Origin of the sequence: Blastococcus sp. CT_GayMR19, from assembly GCF_004570385.1 — a bacterium.
Classification (GTDB): domain Bacteria; phylum Actinomycetota; class Actinomycetes; order Mycobacteriales; family Geodermatophilaceae; genus Blastococcus_B.
The window spans coordinates 88,687-105,330 of the sequence record NZ_SPQL01000015.1; the positions used below are offsets into that span (position 1 = coordinate 88,687).

Below are 16,644 nucleotides of genomic sequence, written 5' to 3' on the forward strand. Positions count from 1 at the left end.
GCACCCAGAGGACGGCGACACGATGACGACCGACGACCGAGGCGAGCCCCCGGTGGCCGACAAGGACGAGCTCCAGCGCGCCGTGGAGGAGAAGACCGCCCGGGCGGAAGCGGCGGCCGGCAGCGAACCCGTCGTGAACGCGCCACCGGCGACGGCGGCGAAGCGGACGGCGAAGAAGGCGGCCCCCGCGACGGCGGGCGCAGCCAAGAAGGCCCCCGCGGTCAAGAAGGCCCCCGCAGCCAAGAAGGCCCCTGCGGCGAAGAAGGCCCCCGCGGCCAAGAAGGCCCCGGCGGCCAAGCGGGCGCCCGCCAAACGGGCGTCGGCGACCGCCGAGCCGGTGGTGGCGCCGGCGCCGATCGCCGAACCGGGCGACCTCACGGGCGCACCGCTGCGCAGCGGAGGCCAGGAGGGCGGCCTGGCCGGCGAGGCGTCGTCGGCGGCCCCTCCTCGCCAGATCACCGGGGAGGACCTCAGCGCGGTCGTGGAGGGCTGGTCGCACGATCCGCACGGAGTCCTCGGCGCCCACCGGGCGAGCGACGGCTGGGTGGTGCGCACGCTGCGGCCCGACGCCGTGTCGGTCGCCGTCCTCGACCAGGACGGCACGCGGTACGAGGCACGCCAACTGCACGACGGCGGCATCTACGGGGCGCAGCTCCCCCAGCAGCCCGGCGACTACCGCATCGAGGTCACCTACGGCGACGGTGACGGCGGGACGGCCGCGTACACGGTCGACGACCCGTACCGCTGGATGCCGACGGTCGGGCAGCTGGACGAGCACCTGATCCGGGAGGGCCGCCACGAGCGGCTGTGGGAGGTGCTGGGCGCCCACGTCCGGCGCTACGACACGCCACGGGGCACCGTGGAGGGCGTCTCGTTCGCCGTCTGGGCGCCGAACGCCCGCGGCGTGAAGGTGACCGGCGACTTCGACTACTGGCAGGCCCGCGCCTACCCGATGCGTTCGCTGGGGTCCTCCGGGGTGTGGGAGATCTTCATCCCGGGTGCCCAGGCGGGCAGCCGGTACCGCTACCACGTGCTGGGTGCCGACGGCGCGTGGCGGGAGAAGTCCGACCCGCTGGCCTTCGCCACCGAGGTGCCGCCGCTGAACGCGTCCGTCGTCACCGAGTCGACCTACACCTGGGGCGACGACGAGTGGCTGTCCGACCGGGCCGCCGGCAACTGGCACGAGCGGCCGGTCAGCACCTACGAAGTGCACGCAGGCTCCTGGCGCCAGGGACTGTCCTACCGCGACATGGCCGACGAGCTCGTCGACTACGTGGTGTCCGCCGGCTTCACCCACATCGAGTTCATGCCGCTGGCCGAGCACCCGTTCGGTGGCTCCTGGGGGTACCAGGTCACCTCCTACTACGCCCCGACGTCGCGCTTCGGCAGTCCCGACGACCTCCGGTACCTGATCGACCGCGCCCACCAGGCCGGGATCGGCGTGATCGTCGACTGGGTGCCGGCGCACTTCCCCAAGGACGAGTGGGCGCTGGCGCGCTTCGACGGCACCCCGCTCTACGAGCACGCCGACCCGCGCCGGGGCGAGCAGCTGGACTGGGGCACCTACGTCTTCGACTTCGGTCGTCCCGAGGTGCGCAACTTCCTGGTCGCCAACGCCCTCTACTGGGCCAAGGAGTTCCACGTCGACGGTCTCCGCGTCGACGCGGTGGCCTCGATGCTCTACCTCGACTACTCGCGCGAGGACTGGGCGCCCAACATCCACGGCGGCCGGGAGAACCTCGAGGCGGTCGCGTTCCTGCAGGAGATGAACGCGACGGTCTACCGCGAGGTCCCCGGTGTGGTGACGATCGCCGAGGAGTCGACCGCCTGGCCGGGCGTGACCCGCCCGACGCACCTGGGCGGCCTGGGCTTCGGGTTCAAGTGGAACATGGGCTGGATGCACGACTCCCTGGCCTACATGTCCAAGCAGCCGGTGCACCGCAGCTACCACCACGGCCAGCTGACGTTCTCGATGATCTACGCCTACTCCGAGAACTACGTGCTGCCGATCAGCCACGACGAGGTCGTCTACGGCAAGGGCTCCATGCTGCGGAAGATGCCCGGCGACCGCTGGCAGCAGCTGGCCAACCTGCGTGCCTACCTGGCCTACATGTGGGCCCACCCGGGCAAGCAGCTGCTGTTCATGGGGTCGGAGTTCGCCCAGGACGCCGAGTGGGCCGAGAGCCGCTCGCTGGACTGGTGGCACCTCGACGACCCCGCGCACCGCGGGGTCCTGCAGCTGGTGACCGACCTCAACGCCCGCTACAAGGAGCTCGACGCGCTCTGGTCGCTGGACGTCGATCCGCGCGGGTTCCAGTGGATCGACGCGAACGACGCCTCGGGCAACGTGCTGTCCTTCCTGCGGTACGGGGTCCCGCCGGCGCCCGCGGGTGCGGTTCCCGGGGAGGTGGACGGCGATGCCGGGACCGAGGAGGGCAGTACGCAGGGGTCGGCGCTGGCCTGCGTGGTGAACTTCTCCGGCTCGCCGCACCACGGATACCGCATCGGGCTGCCCCGCGGGGGCTACTGGCGCGAGGTGCTCAACTCCGACGCCGAGGGGTACGGCGGCTCCGGGGTCGGCAATCTCGGCGGCATCGAGGCGGTCGCGGAGCCGTGGCACGGGCAGCCGTACTCGGCGACCGTGGCCGCTCCCCCGCTGGGCACCGTCTGGTTCCTGCACGAGGGCTGACCCGACCGGTTGCACGGGCGGCTCCCGGACGGGAGCCGCCGGTGCGCCGGATGCCCGCGCTCGGCGGAGCGGGCATCCTGGCCTGCGCACGACACCGTCGGCCGCCCGCTCCCCGCGCCGGGCCGCCACCCGGACGAGGGGACCGAGCCCCGATGAGACAGTTCCGGCACCGTGCGCTGCCGCTGGCGCTGGCGGCCGTCCTGCTCACCGGCTGCTCCGCGAAGGCCGTGGCCGGGGTGGGGTCGCCGGGGCCGGGCGGGCCCGTGGACGTGCCGGCCGACGCCTTCCCGATCACCGGGGCCGGGGACGAGCCCATCGACCAGGTCGCCCGGAACGCACTCGCCGACATCGAGACCTTCTGGTCCTCGGCCTATCCGGAGCACTTCGGCGAGGACTACACCCCCCTCGAGGGCGGGTACTTCTCGGTGGACTCCGAGGCGCTCGACGAGAGCGCCTACCCCGAGACCGGCATCGGCTGCGAGGAGTCGCCGAACACGCCGGACTCCGTGGCGAGCAACGCCCTCTACGACCCGGCCTGCGACCTCATCGCCTTCGACCGCGCCCTGCTCGAGGACCTCGCCGGCGACTACGGCCGGTTCCTGGTGCCGGTGGTGATGGCGCACGAGTTCGCCCACGCCATGCAGAGCCGGTTCGGGTTCGCCGCCTCCGGCCGCAGCATCCAGGACGAGACCCAGGCCGACTGCCTCGCAGGCGCGTGGACGGCCTGGGTCGCGGCGGGCGAGGCCGAGCACCTCTCCATCCGCACCCCGGAACTGGACGACGTCCTCCGGGGGTTCCTGCTGCTGCGCGACGACGTCGGGAGCGATCCCGAGGGCGGGACGGCGCACGGCTCCTACTTCGACCGGGTGTCGGCGTTCTACGAGGGTTTCGACGGCGGGATCCCGCCCTGCCGCGACGGCTTCGGCGAGGACCGGCTGTTCACCCAGGCCCCGTTCGACCCGACCGAGAGGGCCAGTGAGGGCAACGCGCCCTACGACGACATCGTCGAATGGGTCGGCCAGACCCTGCCCGCCTTCTGGGAGGCGGTGTTCGCCGAGTTCCTCGACGCGGACTTCGACCCCCCCGCCGTGGAGGCGTTCGACGCGACCGCCCCCGGGTGCGGCCCGCTCGGCAGCGAGAACCGGGATCTCGGGTTCTGCGCGCCCGACGCGACGGTCTACTTCGACGAGACGGAGCTGACCCGGCCGGTGCACGACGAAGTGGGCGACTTCGCCGTCGCGACCGCGCTGTCGCTGCCCTACGCCCTGGCGGCGCGGGCGCAGGCCGGGCTCTCCACCGACGACGGCGCGGCCACGCGGTCGGCGGTGTGCCTCACCGGCTGGTACACCGCGCAGTGGTACGCCGGGGCATTCGACGACACCCTCTCGATCCGGCTGAGCCCCGGGGACGTCGACGAGGCGGTGCAGTTCCTGCTCACCCACGGGGTCGAGGACCGGATCTTCCCCGACGTGCCGGCGACCGGCTTCGAGCTGGTCGGGTCGTTCCGGCTCGGCTTCCTGGAGGGCGGGGAGTCGTGCGACCTCGGTCTCTGACCCGGTCGCGTTTGGGGGCGCCGCCGCGGGGCGATGCACGAGGGGTGCACCGTTCCCGCACCACCCGGGTGGCCCTCGCCACGGCCTCCCTCGCCGGTCTGCTGGGCGTGAGCGGGTGCGTCTCGGTGGTCGTCGGACGGCCCAGCGCGCAGGTCCCGCAGCGCGCCGCCCCGGGTGAGGTCACCGTCATCGGCGCCGTCGAGGGCAGCGTGGACGAGCAGGCCCGCAACGCCCTCGCCGATCTGGAGACCTTCTGGGCCGATCGGTTCCCCGACGTCTTCGGGCAGGAGTTCCAGCCGCTGCAGGGGGGCTACTTCAGCGTCGACCCCGGCGACATCGACCCCCGGATCTACCCGCAGGGAGTGGGGTGCGGCGCCGATCCCCGGGAGGCCGAGAACAACGCCTTCTACTGCCAGGCCCCCCAGGCGCCCAACTCCGATGCCATCACCTACGACCGCGCCTTCCTGGGCGAGCTGGCGGCCGACCATGGCCGCTTCCTCCCCGCCATGGTGATGGCGCACGAGTTCGGGCACGCCGTCCAGGCGCGCGTCGGGTTGCCCGACCGGTCGATCACGATCGAGACGCAGGCCGACTGTCTCGCCGGCGCCTGGACCGCCTGGGTGGCGGCGGGCGAGGCCGAGCACTCGCGGCTGCGCGACGCGGAGCTCGACGACCTGCTGCGCGGGTACTTCCTGCTCCGCGACCCCGTGGGCACCAGCAGCGCCGCCGAGTCGGCCCACGGGTCCTACTTCGACCGGGTCTCGGGCTTCCAGGACGGGTTCGACGGCGGCCCGGAGGCCTGCCGGGACGAGTTCGGCCCCGAGCGCGTCTTCACGCAGGGCGAGTTCACCCGGGACGACGACCTCGCCACCGGCGGCAACGCCAGCTACCCCAAGCTGCTCGAGCTCGTCGACGACTCCCTGCCCACCGTGTGGGAGCAGGCCTTCAGCGACGTGTTCGGCGAGCGGTTCCGGGCCCCGCAGATCGAGCCGTTCGACCGCCGGGCGCCCGACTGCGCCCCCGACCCCGATCGGGAGCTCGTCGTCTGCCCGGACGAGGGGATCGTCGCCTTCGACGAGGCCGACCTCGGGGGGCCGGCTTACGAGCTCGGCGACTTCGCGGTGGCCACCGCCATCGCCATCCCCTACAGCCTGTCCGTCCGGGACCAGCTGGGCCTCTCCACCGACGACGAGGAGGCGGTGCGCTCGGCGCTGTGCCTGACCGGCTGGTACGCCGCGCGGGTCTACAACGGCCAGGCGGGGATCGAGATCTCGCCCGGCGACCTCGACGAGAGCGTCCGGTTCCTCCTGACGTACGGCAATGACCCGGACGTCATCCCGGACGTCGACCTGAGCGGCTTCCAGCAGGTCGACCTGTTCCGCGCCGGCTTCCTCCGGGGGCTGGCGGCCTGCGACGTCGGCGCCTGACCGCGCTCAGAAGAGCGCGGCGGTGAGCTGCCGGCGGGCCGTGCCGACGCGGGGGTCGTCGTCCCCGACGACGGCGAACAGCTCGACCAGGTGCCGGCGGGCCAGGTCCCGGTCCTCACCCGCCGAGCGCCGGACGACGTCGAGCAGCCGGTCGAAGGCCGCCTCCACGTTGCCGGTGCCGAGCAGGAAGTCCGCCGCGCGGGTCTGGGCGGGCACGTCGTCGGGCGCGGCGTCGGCCAGCGCCAGCGCGTCCGGCCCGGACTCCTCGGCCCGGCGGAACAGCTGCACCTGGCGCAGGGCCAGCCCCGCCTCCGGGTGGTCGGGCTCGGCGTCGAGGATCGCCCGGTAGGCCGCCTCGGCCGCCGCCAGGTCACCGCGCTCCAGTGCCGCCTCGGCCGCGTCCAGGCGGGGGTCCTCGGCGACGTCGGCGTCCTCGGGTGCCGCGCCCGGCACCGCTCCCCCGGTGGTCGCGTTCACCAGCTCGGTGACGAACTGCCGGGCCTGCTCCTCGGGGATGGCGCCGTTGAACTCGGCCACGAGCTGGCCCTGCCAGACCGCCTTCACCGCGGGGATGCCCTGGACGCGCAGCCCCTGCGCCAGCGTCGGGTTGGTGTCGACGTCGACCTTGGCCAGGACCCACGAGCCGCCGCCCTCCTCGGCGAGGCGCTCGAGCACAGGGGACAGCTGCTTGCACGGGCCGCACCACTCGGCCCACAGGTCGAGGACGACCGGCACCTGGAACGAGCGGTCGAGCACCTCGGCCTGGAAGGTCGCCTCCGTGACGTCGACGACGGCCGAGCCCGCCGCGCCCGCCGGGGCCGCCGCGCTCGGCGGCGGCGCGGACTGTGCGCGGGCGGCGGCCTCGTTGCGGGCCTTCACGGCGGCGAGGTCGACGGCGCCGGCCATCGCGGCGGCCATCTGGGCCTGCTGGGCCTGAGCCCGCGGGTCGGGACGTCCAGGACGAGTCATGTCCACATTGTCGCGCTCCGCGCTCCGACCGCGGCCAGGGGGCGTCCCCACCTGCATGGAGCCCCTCCGTCGTCCCGCGTGGGGAGCCTCCGGCCCCGCCCCACGGACGACCCTCGCGTGGCGGCTCATCTCTCGTACCGCGACCTGGTGCCGTCCCCGGCCGTGCAGCGCGGCCTTCGCGACCCGGCCTCGGGGAGCCTCCGGCCCCCGCTCGGCCGGTCCGCTAGAACCGGGCGGGCTCGGTGTAGCCGCCCCATTCGGCGCGCAGGGCGCCGCAGATCTCCCCGAGGGTCGCCTCCGCGCGGACGGCGTCCAGCATCGCCGGGATCATGTTGGCCTCCGTGCGGCCCACCTCGACCATCCGGGCGACGGCGGCGCGGGCGGCGACGTCGTCCCGGGTCTGCCGGCGGGCGGTCAGCTCGGCCTTCTGGTCGATCTCCACCTGGTGGCTCACCCGGAGGATGTCGAGCGTGTCGTGGGCGTCCACGGAGCCGACCAGGGTGTTGACGCCGACGACCTTCTTGTCGCCCTTCTCCAGCGCCCGCTGGTACACGAACGCCGCCTCGGCGATCTCGCCGGTGAACCAGCCGTCCTCGATGCCGCGCAGGATGCCGGCGGTCATCGTGCCGTCGCTGCTCATGTCCTTGATGCGGGCGAAGATCTCCTCCGCCTGTCGCTCGATGTCGTCGGTGAGCGCCTCGACGTACCAGGAGCCGCCGAGCGGGTCGGCCACGTTCATGACCCCCGTCTCCTCCATGATCACCTGCTGCGTGCGCAGCGCGATCTGCGCGGCCTTGGCGCTGGGCAGGGCGAGCACCTCGTCGAGGGCGTTGGTGTGCAGCGACTGGGTGCCCCCGAGGATCGCCGACAGTGCCTCCACCGCCGTCCGGGTGATGTTGTTGTCCGGCTGCTGGGCCGTCAGGGAGACGCCGGCGGTCTGCGTGTGGAAGCGCAGCTGCTGGGCCTTCTCCGTCGTCGCGCCGTAGACGTCGCGCAGCCAGCGGGCCCAGATCCGGCGCGCGGCGCGGAACTTGGCGATCTCCTCGAAGAAGTCGAGGTGGGCGTCGAAGAAGAACGACAGGCCCGGCGCGAACTGCTCGATGTCCAGTCCGCGGGAGAGGCCCAGCTCGACGTAGGCGAAGCCGTCGGCCAGCGTGTAGGCCAGCTCCTGCGCGGCGGTCGAGCCGGCCTCGCGGATGTGGTACCCGGAGACGCTGATCGGCTTGTAGGCCGGGATGTTCTCGGCGCAGTACTCCATGAGGTCGCCGATCAGGCGCAGGTGCGGCTCGGGCGCGAAGAGCCACTCCTTCTGCGCGATGTACTCCTTGAAGATGTCGGTCTGCAGGGTGCCGTTGAGGACGCCGAGGTCGACGCCCTGGCGCTCCGCGGCGACGAGGTACATGCAGAACACGGGGACGGCGGGGCCGCTGATCGTCATCGACGTCGTGGTGTCGCCGAGCGGGATCTGGTCGAACAGCACGTCCATGTCGGTGGCGGTGTCGATCGCTACGCCGCAGTGGCCGACCTCCCCGAGGGACCGCGGGTCGTCGGAGTCGTAGCCCATGAGGGTCGGCATGTCGAAGGCCACGGAGAGACCGCCACCGCCCTCGGCGAGGATCATCCGGTAGCGCTCGTTGGTCTGCTGGGCGTTGCCGAAGCCGGCGAACTGCCGGATGGTCCAGGCCCGGCCGCGGTAGCCGGTGGCGTGCAGCCCGCGGGTGAACGGGAACTCACCCGGGTAGCCGATCCGCTCGAAACCGGGAACGGCGGACTCGTCGGCGGGCCCGTAGACCGGGTCCACCTCGACCCCGGACAGCGTGGTGAAGTCGGCGTCCCGGACCTTGCCGGCGGCCAGTGCCGCGTCGTACCGCTGCTGCCACCGCTGCCGTGCGTCGTCGCCCATGCCCAAGATAGTAGGACGTCCAACTATCTTTCGTCGACGTCCGACGGAGGCGAGGGCACGCCGGCGACGTCCCCCGCGCCGAGCCGCACCCGGCGGAGGACGTCGAACAGCGAGGTCAGCTCGTCGGCCGGCACGTCGGCCAGCCCGAAGTCCATGCCGGTCAGCGCCGTCGTCGCCTTGTCGACCACCGCGCGGCCGGCGTCGGTGATGGCCGCCAGCACGCCGCGCCCGTCGGCCGGGTTCGGCCGGCGCTGCACGAAACCGGCGGCCACGAGCCGGTCGATCGCGTTCGTGACGCTGGTCGGGTGCACCATCAGCCGGCTGCCGATGACCTTCAGCGGGAGCTCGCCGGTGCGGCTGAACGTGAGCAGGACGAGCACCTCGTAGCGGGCGAAGGTGAGGTCGTGCGGCCGGAGCGCCTCGTCGAAGCGGGCGAGCAGGATCTGCTGCACCCGGAAGACCGACGTCGCCGCGCGCATCGCCGCCGCGGGGCCGAAGTGCTGCTCCCAGGACTGCCCTGCGCGCTCGATCGGGTCGAAGGGCAGCCCCAGCGGACGGACCATGGCGACGACGCTACCGGCCCCTCCTCCCCCGAGATCCAGATGCGACCGGTATCACCCGGCCGGGACACCGGCTCCATCCGGATCTCGGCGGGCACCTCGTCCCCACCGCCCACCAGGCCGCCCGACCTCGTGGGCCGGGTGTTCCGGGGCTCGGCCGCGGACGCCAACGCCTGCGCAACGCTCCCGATGACGCATGAACTGCGAACCCTCTCCGTCACGGAGGTGCTGTTCCCGGGCGCGGTCGCCTGCGGCCGGAGTGCCGCCGTCCTCTGGGGTGTGGATCTCGCCGGGCCGGACGACCCCGTCGAGTGCGTCTCCTCGCCCGCCTCGCCGAGGCGCTCTACCCACCGAGATCCGCGTGAGGCCGGCATCCACCCACCCCTACGCCGGCCTGGTCCGGATCTCGACGTGCCGACAGACACGGGTCAGTGGCAGGGGCGGGCGAGGTCCAGGACGCCGAAGGTGACCTCGTCGGCGGGGACGGCTGGGGAGAACAGGAATCCCTGGGCCAGCTCGCAGCCGAACGCCGCCAGCCGGTCCCGGACCGGCGCGGTCTCGACCCCCTCGGCCACGACCGCCATCCCCAGCGAGTGCGCCAGATTCACCGTGGACTCGACGATCGCCTCGGCGCGGTGGTCGGCGTCCATGTGGGTCACGAAGGACCGGTCCAGCTTCAGTCCGCGGATGTCGCGCAGGTCCCGCAGGTAACCCAGGGACGAGTAGCCGGTGCCGTAGTCGTCGATCACGAGAGAGACCCCGGCGTCGAGCAGCGCCCGGACGGCGGTGCGGGCCCGGGGCGGATCGGCCATGAAGAGGTCCTCGGTCAGCTCGAGCTCCAGCGCGTGCCCCGGCAACCCCGCGTCCGCCAGCAGGCCGATCACCTGGCCCGGGAACTGCGGGTCCAGGAGGTTGGTCACCGAGAGGTTCACCGCCACCGTCACCGCCGTCCCCTGGGCATGCCACCGGGTGCCCTGCTGGACCGCCTGCTCCAGGACCGCGCGGGTGAACATGGGCATGAGCCCGCCGCTCTCGGCCTGGGGCAGGAAGGCGCCGGGCAGGAGGAGGCCCGCCTCCGGGTGCTGCCATCGGACCAGCGCCTCGACGCCCACCACGGCCCCGGTCCGGAGGGAGACCTGCGGCTGGTAGTGCAGGACGAGCTCGCCGGCCCGGATCGCGCGGCGCAGCCGCTCGGTGGTCTCCTGCCGGCGTCCGGAGGCGTGCATGGCCTGCCGGTACCGCGCCTGCCCGGTCCGGCTCGTCTTCGCCTCGTACATGGCCAGGTCCGCGTGCTGGAGCAGCTCGACCGGTTCCTGGCCGTCCTCCGGTGCCACGGCGATGCCCACGCTGGCGGAGATCGTCTGCGCCCGCGGCCCGAGCTTGAAGGGCCGGCGGAAGCCGCCCCGCAGACGGTCGGCGACCTGGGCCGCCCGGGAGGCGTCGGCACCCGGCAGCAGGACGGCGAACTCGTCGCCCCCGATCCGCGCCACGACGTCGTCGCTCCGGACCGCCTGCCGCAGGCGCGGGGCCACGAGACGCAGGAGCTCGTCGCCGTAGTGGTGGCCGAGGGTGTCGTTGACGTCCTTGAAGTCGTCGAGGTCCACGACGAGGACCGCGAGGCCCCGGTCACCGGTGCGCGCGTCGGCCGCCCGCGCGAGCGCCTCGTTGAAGGCCCGCCGGTTCGCCAGGCCGGTGAGCTCGTCGGTCCTCGCCTCGCGCCGGTGCTCGGCCAGGGCACGGACGGTGCGGAAGGACAGACCGGTCCGCGCGAGCGCCACCGCCACTCCCGCGCCCGCGAGCCCGATGCCCAGCCCGGGGACGGCCACCTGGGTGCCGAAGATCAGCAGCCCCAGGCAGACCAGGGCGAACACGCCGGGCAGCACCACGTTGGGCAGCGGGTCCCGGCGGGGCTCACGGGCGCTGCCGGGCAGCCAGCCGGCGACCGCGACCAGGGCCATCAGGGCGAGGGACGCCGACGAGAGGAGCGTCCCGGGGCGGAAGGTGCCCGTCGCCGACTGGTAGACGAAGACGCAGTCGACGACCGCGAACCCGACGATTCCCACGCCCAGGGCCAGCACCGCCGGCGGCCCGCGCCACTCGAGGATCATCAGCAGCCCGATGACCACGACCAGCAGCGCCAGGTCCAGGACGGGATAGGCCAGGTTGACCACGACGGCGGCCACCGGCGTCCCCGGTCCGGTGAGCGACAGCACGGCGCCGTAGAGCAGCGCGACGACGAGGGCCGCGGCCGCCAGCGCCCCCACCGCGCCGTCGAGCAGCAGGGTCAGGGACAGCCGGCGCGTCCGGGTGCGCCGCCGGGCCAGGCCGACCAGCCCGACGAGCATGAGCAGGTACATCGCCAGCCACGCGCCGTCGGCCACGGAGGGGTAGGGCGGCGACTCCTGCCACCGGACGATCGCGAGGAAGAACACGAAGCCGAGCGCGCGGGCCACGACGGCCGCGGCGAGCCACGCCCAGATGGCGCGGTACACCGGCGACCCGAGCGGCCGCAGGACCGCGAGCGCGGCCGCCGTGACGTAGCCCGCGCCCTGCAGCCACCCGTCGAGCAGCGGATCGAACCCGCCGGAGGAGCGCACGCCGGGAACGGTGGAGGCGGTGAAGGCGACCACCTCGAGGACCAGCAGGGCCAGGAGGACGCGCGCGGGGAGCGAGGACCGGAGGCCCGGGGCACTCCGCTCGGGCTCCACGCCTCACTCTGACACGGGATTACGGACGAAACGAGACCGCCGCGCTCCGACCCCGCGCGGAACGCAATCGGGGCGTGTGCCGGATGCCGAACACCTCGCGCAGGGCCACCCGAGCGGCGTTGTCCCCGCACTGTCCGTGCACGGCGGGACCCGGGGGCGTGGCGGCGGACGCGAGGTAGGTGCCGCGGATCGGCGTCTTGTACGTGTTCCACCGGGGCACGGGCCGCGCGAGCATCTGGGTGAACGAGGCCTCGCCGTTGGAGATGTCGCCACCGACGTGGTTGGGGTTCCACTGCTCCATCTGGACGGCGTTCTTCGTCACCCGCTCGACCACGGTGTCGCGGAACCCCGGCGCGAACCGCTCGACCTGGTTCTCGATCGCCTCGGTCATGTCGACGTCCGAGCCGTGCGGCACGTGCACGTAGGCCCAGAAGATGTGCCCGCCGTCGGGGGCCCTCGACGGATCGGGCACCGTGGGCTGGACCGCGAGCACGTAGGGCTTGTCGGTGAGCCGGCCGGCCGCGGGCGCCGCCTCTCCGGCGAGGGTCTCCTCCAGCGTCCCGGCGAGGTGGATGGTCCCCGAGCGCCGGACGTCGGAATTGGTCCACGGCACCGGGTCCGACAGCACCCAGTCCACCTTGAAGACGCCCGGCCCGTGCTTGTACCGGGCCACCCAGCGGCGGTAGCCCTCGTGCACCCGGTCGCCGGCCATCGACACGAAGGCCCGCGGCGTGGTGTCGAGCAGGACGGCCGGGACGCCGTCGAACTCGCGCAGGTCGGTGACCTCGTGCCCGGTCACGACCTCGCCGCCCTGCTCCTCGAGCGCGGTCACCATGGCGTCGGCGAGCTTCTGCGACCCACCCTCGATCAGCGGCCAGCCCACGTGGTGGGCCAGCATGCCCAGCATCATCCCGAGACTCGCGGTGAGCGGCCGGGCGAGGTCGAGCATCCCGTGGGCGGCCGCCCCGGCGAGCAGCGCCTGCCCCTCCTCCGTGTCGAAGTAACGGTGGGCCAGCCAGCGCACGTTGGGCAGTCCGGTGAGCGCGAACTTCAGCACCTCGGGCACGCTGCGCGTCGGCGGACGGCGCAGCTGGCTGGTCAGGAAGAAGTCGACGACGTCGGTGCCGTGCTCGACCAGCGGCCCGAACAGCTGCCGGTAGGCCGCCCCGTCGGACCCCAGCCCGTCGGCGGTCTCCTCGAGGGACTGCCGGGACACCGCGGCGCGGCCGCCGTCGAGGGGGTGGGCGAAGCAGACCTCCGGCTGCACGAGCCGGACCCCGCGGCTGGGCAGGTCGAACTCGCGGAAGAACGGCGCGGCCGCGGCCATCGGCTGCACGGTGGAGCAGACGTCGTGGGCGTAGCCGGGCCGGGTCAGCTCCTCGGTCCGCATCCCGCCGCCGGGACGCTCGGCCCGCTCGACCACCTGGACCCGCAGACCCGCCGCGGACAGACGCAGGGCGGCGGCCAGCCCGTTCGGTCCCGATCCGACGACGACGGCGTCCGCCTTGCCGTTCACTGCCGTAGCCCGTTCACCCGCCCATCCTCGCGGTGCGCGGCGCGGGCTGCCCGTTCAGAGCTGGTCGAGCAGCTCGTCCGCGGCCCGGTAGGGGTCGGACTCCCCCGCCACGACCCGGTCGGCCAGCGACCCCAGGGCGGCCGAGCCGTGCACGTCGCCCATCCGGCCGCGCAGGCTGGCCAGGGCGATGGCCTCGATCTCGCGCGCCGCCCGCTCGCTGCGCCGGCGGTGCCCCTCGCCCGAGGACTCGAGCCAGGCCCGGTGCTCCTCGATCTTCGCCAGCACGTCGTCCATGCCGTTGTCGATGTCGCGGGAGGCGACCGTCTTGCAGATCGGCGGCCGCCAGTGACCGGCCTCCGAGTGCCGCCCGCCGAGGGAGAGCATGTAGCGGAGGTCCCGCACGGTCTGGTCGGCGCCGTCGCGGTCGGCCTTGTTGACCACGAATACGTCGGCGACCTCGAGGATGCCGGCCTTGGCGGCCTGGATGCCGTCGCCCATGCCCGGCGCGACCAGCACCAGGGTGGTGTCGGCGAGCGAGGCGATCTCGAGCTCGGACTGACCGACGCCGACGGTCTCGATGAGCACGACGTCGCACCCGGCGGCGTCGAGGACGCGCAGCGCCTGCGGCGTGGACCAGGCCAGCCCGCCGAGGTGCCCACGGGAGGCCATCGACCGGATGTAGACGCCGGGATCGCCGGCGTGGTCCTGCATCCGCACGCGGTCGCCGAGCAGCGCGCCGCCCGAGAACGGCGAGGAGGGGTCGACGGCCAGCACGCCGACCCGCTTGCCGTCCTTGCGCAGGGCGCGCACCAGCGCCGCCGTCGTCGTGGACTTGCCGACGCCGGGCGAGCCGGTCAGCCCGAGCACCTGGGCGTGCCCGGTGTGTGGCGCGAGCGACGCCGCGACCTCGCGCAGCGCCGGGCTCGCGTCCTCGACCAGCGAGATCAGCCGGGCCACGGAGCGCGCCTCACCCTCGCGGGCGCGCTCGACCAGCGTCGGGACGTCGGCGGCACGGCGGCCGCGCCGCCCGCCGGGAGCGCCGTCGGCGGTCCGGACGGCGGTCCCGCCAGAGACGTCCGTCAACGAGCAGGCACGTGCAGGATCAGGGCGTCGCCCTGACCACCGCCGCCGCACAGCGCCGCGGCAGCGACCCCGCCGCCGCGGCGGCCCAGCTCGAGGGCCGCGTGCAGCACGATGCGGGCCCCGCTCATGCCGATCGGGTGGCCCAGCGCGATGGCGCCGCCGTTGACGTTGACCTTCTCCGGGTCGATGCCCAGCTCCCGCGTCGAGACGATGCCCACCGCGGCGAAGGCCTCGTTGAGCTCGACCAGGTCGAGGTCCTTGGGGTCGATGCCCTCGCGCTCGCAGGCCTTCGCGATGGCCCGCGACGGCTGGGTCTGCAGCGTGGCGTCCGGCCCGGCGACGACGCCGTGCGCACCGATCTCGGCCAGCGGGGTGAGCCCCAGCTCGGCGGCCTTCGCCGCGCTCATGACGACGACCGCGCACGCGCCGTCGGAGATCTGCGAGGCGGTCCCGGCGGTGATCGTGCCGTCCTTGGCGAACGCGGGCTTGAGCTTGGAGAGGCTGTCGGCCGTCGTGTCGGCGCGGATGCCCTCGTCGTCCCGGAACTCGATGGGGTCGCCCTTGCGCTGCGGGACGAGGACCGGGGTGATCTCGTCGTCGAACAGGCCGTTCTTCGCGGCGGCCGCAGCCCGCTGGTGGCTGGCGGCGGCGAACGCGTCCTGCTCCTCACGGGTCAGGTCGTAGCGGCTGTTCGACTGCTCCGTGAGCACGCCCATCGCCACCTGGTCGAAGGTGTCGGAGAGGCCGTCGTGCGCCATCGCGTCGATCAGCTTCGTGTCGCCGTACTTCGTGCCGGTGCGCGAGTTGGCCAGGATGTGGGGCGCCTGGGTCATGGACTCCATGCCGCCGGCGACGACGACGTCGAACTCGCCGGCGCGGATGAGCTGGTCGGCCAGCGCGATCGCGTTGATCCCGGAGAGGCAGACCTTGTTCAGCGTGACCGACGGGACCGACATCGGGATGCCCGCGGCGACCGCCGCGGGACGGGCCGGGTTCTGACCGGCACCGGCCTGGAGAACCTGACCCATGATCACGTAGTCGACCTGGTCGCCGGAGATCCCGGCCCGCTCCAGGGCTGCCTTGATCGCGACGCCGCCGAGATCGGCCGCGGAGAAGTCCTTGAGGGAGCCGAGGAGACGGCCCATCGGGGTACGGGCGCCGCTGACGATGACCGAGCGGGACATGCTGCCTCCAGTGCCGGGCCGCCCGCTGGGGCGGCCGCGAGTGTCGGGCTCGCCGCGCGCAACGAAGAGGCGCGGCGTCGGGCCTTCTCCCAAGGATAGGTCGCCGGTCGGCCGACTGGCACCGAGGAGTGAGCGTCGTCACGCCGACCAGGTGGGTGTGTGTGCTGCCGACATTCCGCAGCCGCACGAGCGCGAGGAAGATGCCCGCGTGACGACCTCCGGAACCCCCGAATCCGCGCCCGCGGGCCTGCCCGCCGAGCTGTTCACCACGATCGACCACGTCGGCATCGCCGTTCCCGACCTGGACGAGGCGATCGCCTTCTACGCGCAGGCCTTCGGCGTGCACTCGGTGCACGAGGAGACCAACGAGGAGCAGGGCGTCCGCGAGGCGATGCTCGCCGTCGGCGACGGGCAGACCCGGATCCAGCTGCTGGCGCCGCTGACCCCCGAATCCACCATCGCCAAGTTCATCGGCCGGTCCGGCCCGGGGCTGCAGCAGCTGGCCTTCCGGGTGACCGACGTCGAGGCGGTGAGCGCGACGCTGCGCGAGCGCGGCCTCCGGCTGCTCTACGAGGCCCCCCGGCGCGGCACGTCGGGCAGCCGCGTCAACTTCGTGCACCCGAAGGACGCCGGGGGCGTCCTGGTCGAGCTGGTCGAGCCGGCGAGTGACCCGGGTCCCTGATCGCCGAGCCTGGCTCGCCCATGCGGTTACTCATCGGTAACATCCGGCCCGCCGAACCACTCCCCCCGCCCACACCGCCCGCACCGCAGCCACCGACGACCCGGGAGTACGCGTGAACGAGATCAGGGACGCCATCCTCGCCGACTCACTCGACGCCCTGCAGGGGCTCGCGGTGCCGGAGTCCTACCGCGGCGTCGTGGTCCGCAAGGACGAGCAGGACATGTTCGAGGGCCTGCCCACCAAGGACAAGGACCCGAACAAGTCGCTGCACATCCAGGACGTGCCGACCCCGGAGCTGGGCCCGGGTGAGGCGATCGTGGCGGTGATGGCCTCGTCGGTGAACTACAACACCGTCTGGACGTCGATCTTC

General features: G+C 73.3%; 11 protein-coding genes and 1 pseudogene. 5 read left to right on the forward strand and 7 right to left on the reverse strand.

Annotated elements, in window-relative coordinates; genetic code table 11:
• Window positions 1-22: 22 nt before the first annotated feature.
• From glgB to E4P39_RS18320, 3 genes are all read left to right on the forward strand, one after another.
• Window positions 23-2,689, forward strand: a complete 2,667-nt coding sequence (gene glgB, locus E4P39_RS18310; RefSeq protein ID WP_135138016.1) for a 1,4-alpha-glucan branching protein GlgB — start codon at window positions 23-25, stop codon at window positions 2,687-2,689.
• Window positions 2,690-2,841: 152 nt separating this feature from the next.
• A complete protein-coding gene (locus E4P39_RS18315) occupies window positions 2,842-4,242 on the forward strand; it encodes a hypothetical protein (RefSeq protein ID WP_135138017.1) in 1,401 nt (466 codons plus the stop codon).
• A gap of 44 nt (window positions 4,243-4,286) precedes the next feature.
• Window positions 4,287-5,669, forward strand: a complete 1,383-nt coding sequence (locus E4P39_RS18320) for a neutral zinc metallopeptidase (protein WP_135138018.1) — start codon at window positions 4,287-4,289, stop codon at window positions 5,667-5,669.
• 6 nt (window positions 5,670-5,675) lie between these two features.
• On the opposite strand, the gene E4P39_RS18325 is transcribed toward E4P39_RS18320, so the two are convergent.
• The 7 genes from E4P39_RS18325 to E4P39_RS18355 form a co-directional block, all read right to left on the reverse strand.
• Window positions 5,676-6,638, reverse strand: a complete 963-nt coding sequence (locus tag E4P39_RS18325; protein WP_245159938.1) for a tetratricopeptide repeat protein — start codon at window positions 6,636-6,638, stop codon at window positions 5,676-5,678.
• 223 nt (window positions 6,639-6,861) lie between these two features.
• The gene (locus tag E4P39_RS18330) at window positions 6,862-8,541 is read right to left on the reverse strand and encodes a methylmalonyl-CoA mutase family protein (RefSeq protein ID WP_135138019.1); all 1,680 of its coding nucleotides are present in this window, start codon (window positions 8,539-8,541) and stop codon (window positions 6,862-6,864) included.
• 23 nt (window positions 8,542-8,564) lie between these two features.
• On the reverse strand, window positions 8,565-9,104 hold the full coding sequence (locus E4P39_RS18335) for a MarR family transcriptional regulator (RefSeq protein WP_135138020.1): 540 nt from the start codon (window positions 9,102-9,104) through the stop codon (window positions 8,565-8,567).
• 425 nt (window positions 9,105-9,529) lie between these two features.
• Window positions 9,530-11,809, reverse strand: coding sequence for a bifunctional diguanylate cyclase/phosphodiesterase (locus tag E4P39_RS18340; RefSeq protein ID WP_135138021.1), 2,280 nt, complete (start codon window positions 11,807-11,809; stop codon window positions 9,530-9,532).
• Between the two features lie 19 nt (window positions 11,810-11,828).
• The gene (locus E4P39_RS18345) at window positions 11,829-13,325 is read right to left on the reverse strand and encodes an NAD(P)/FAD-dependent oxidoreductase (protein ID WP_135138022.1); all 1,497 of its coding nucleotides are present in this window, start codon (window positions 13,323-13,325) and stop codon (window positions 11,829-11,831) included.
• 54 nt (window positions 13,326-13,379) lie between these two features.
• Window positions 13,380-14,408, reverse strand: a complete 1,029-nt coding sequence (gene meaB / locus E4P39_RS18350; RefSeq protein ID WP_135138023.1) for a methylmalonyl Co-A mutase-associated GTPase MeaB — start codon at window positions 14,406-14,408, stop codon at window positions 13,380-13,382.
• Window positions 14,405-15,592 (reverse strand): acetyl-CoA C-acetyltransferase, encoded by a 1,188-nt coding sequence (locus E4P39_RS18355; protein ID WP_135138024.1) that lies wholly within the window; start codon window positions 15,590-15,592, stop codon window positions 14,405-14,407. Before E4P39_RS18355 ends, meaB begins: the two co-directional genes overlap by 4 nt.
• 208 nt (window positions 15,593-15,800) lie before the next feature.
• Here E4P39_RS18355 and mce point away from each other — a divergent pair, with 208 nt between their 5' ends.
• Both mce and E4P39_RS18365 read left to right on the forward strand, forming a co-directional pair.
• Window positions 15,801-16,274, forward strand: a complete 474-nt coding sequence (gene mce / locus E4P39_RS18360) for a methylmalonyl-CoA epimerase (protein ID WP_135138025.1) — start codon at window positions 15,801-15,803, stop codon at window positions 16,272-16,274.
• A gap of 112 nt (window positions 16,275-16,386) precedes the next feature.
• Window positions 16,387-16,644, forward strand: a pseudogene (locus tag E4P39_RS18365) (crotonyl-CoA carboxylase/reductase); the annotation flags it as partial.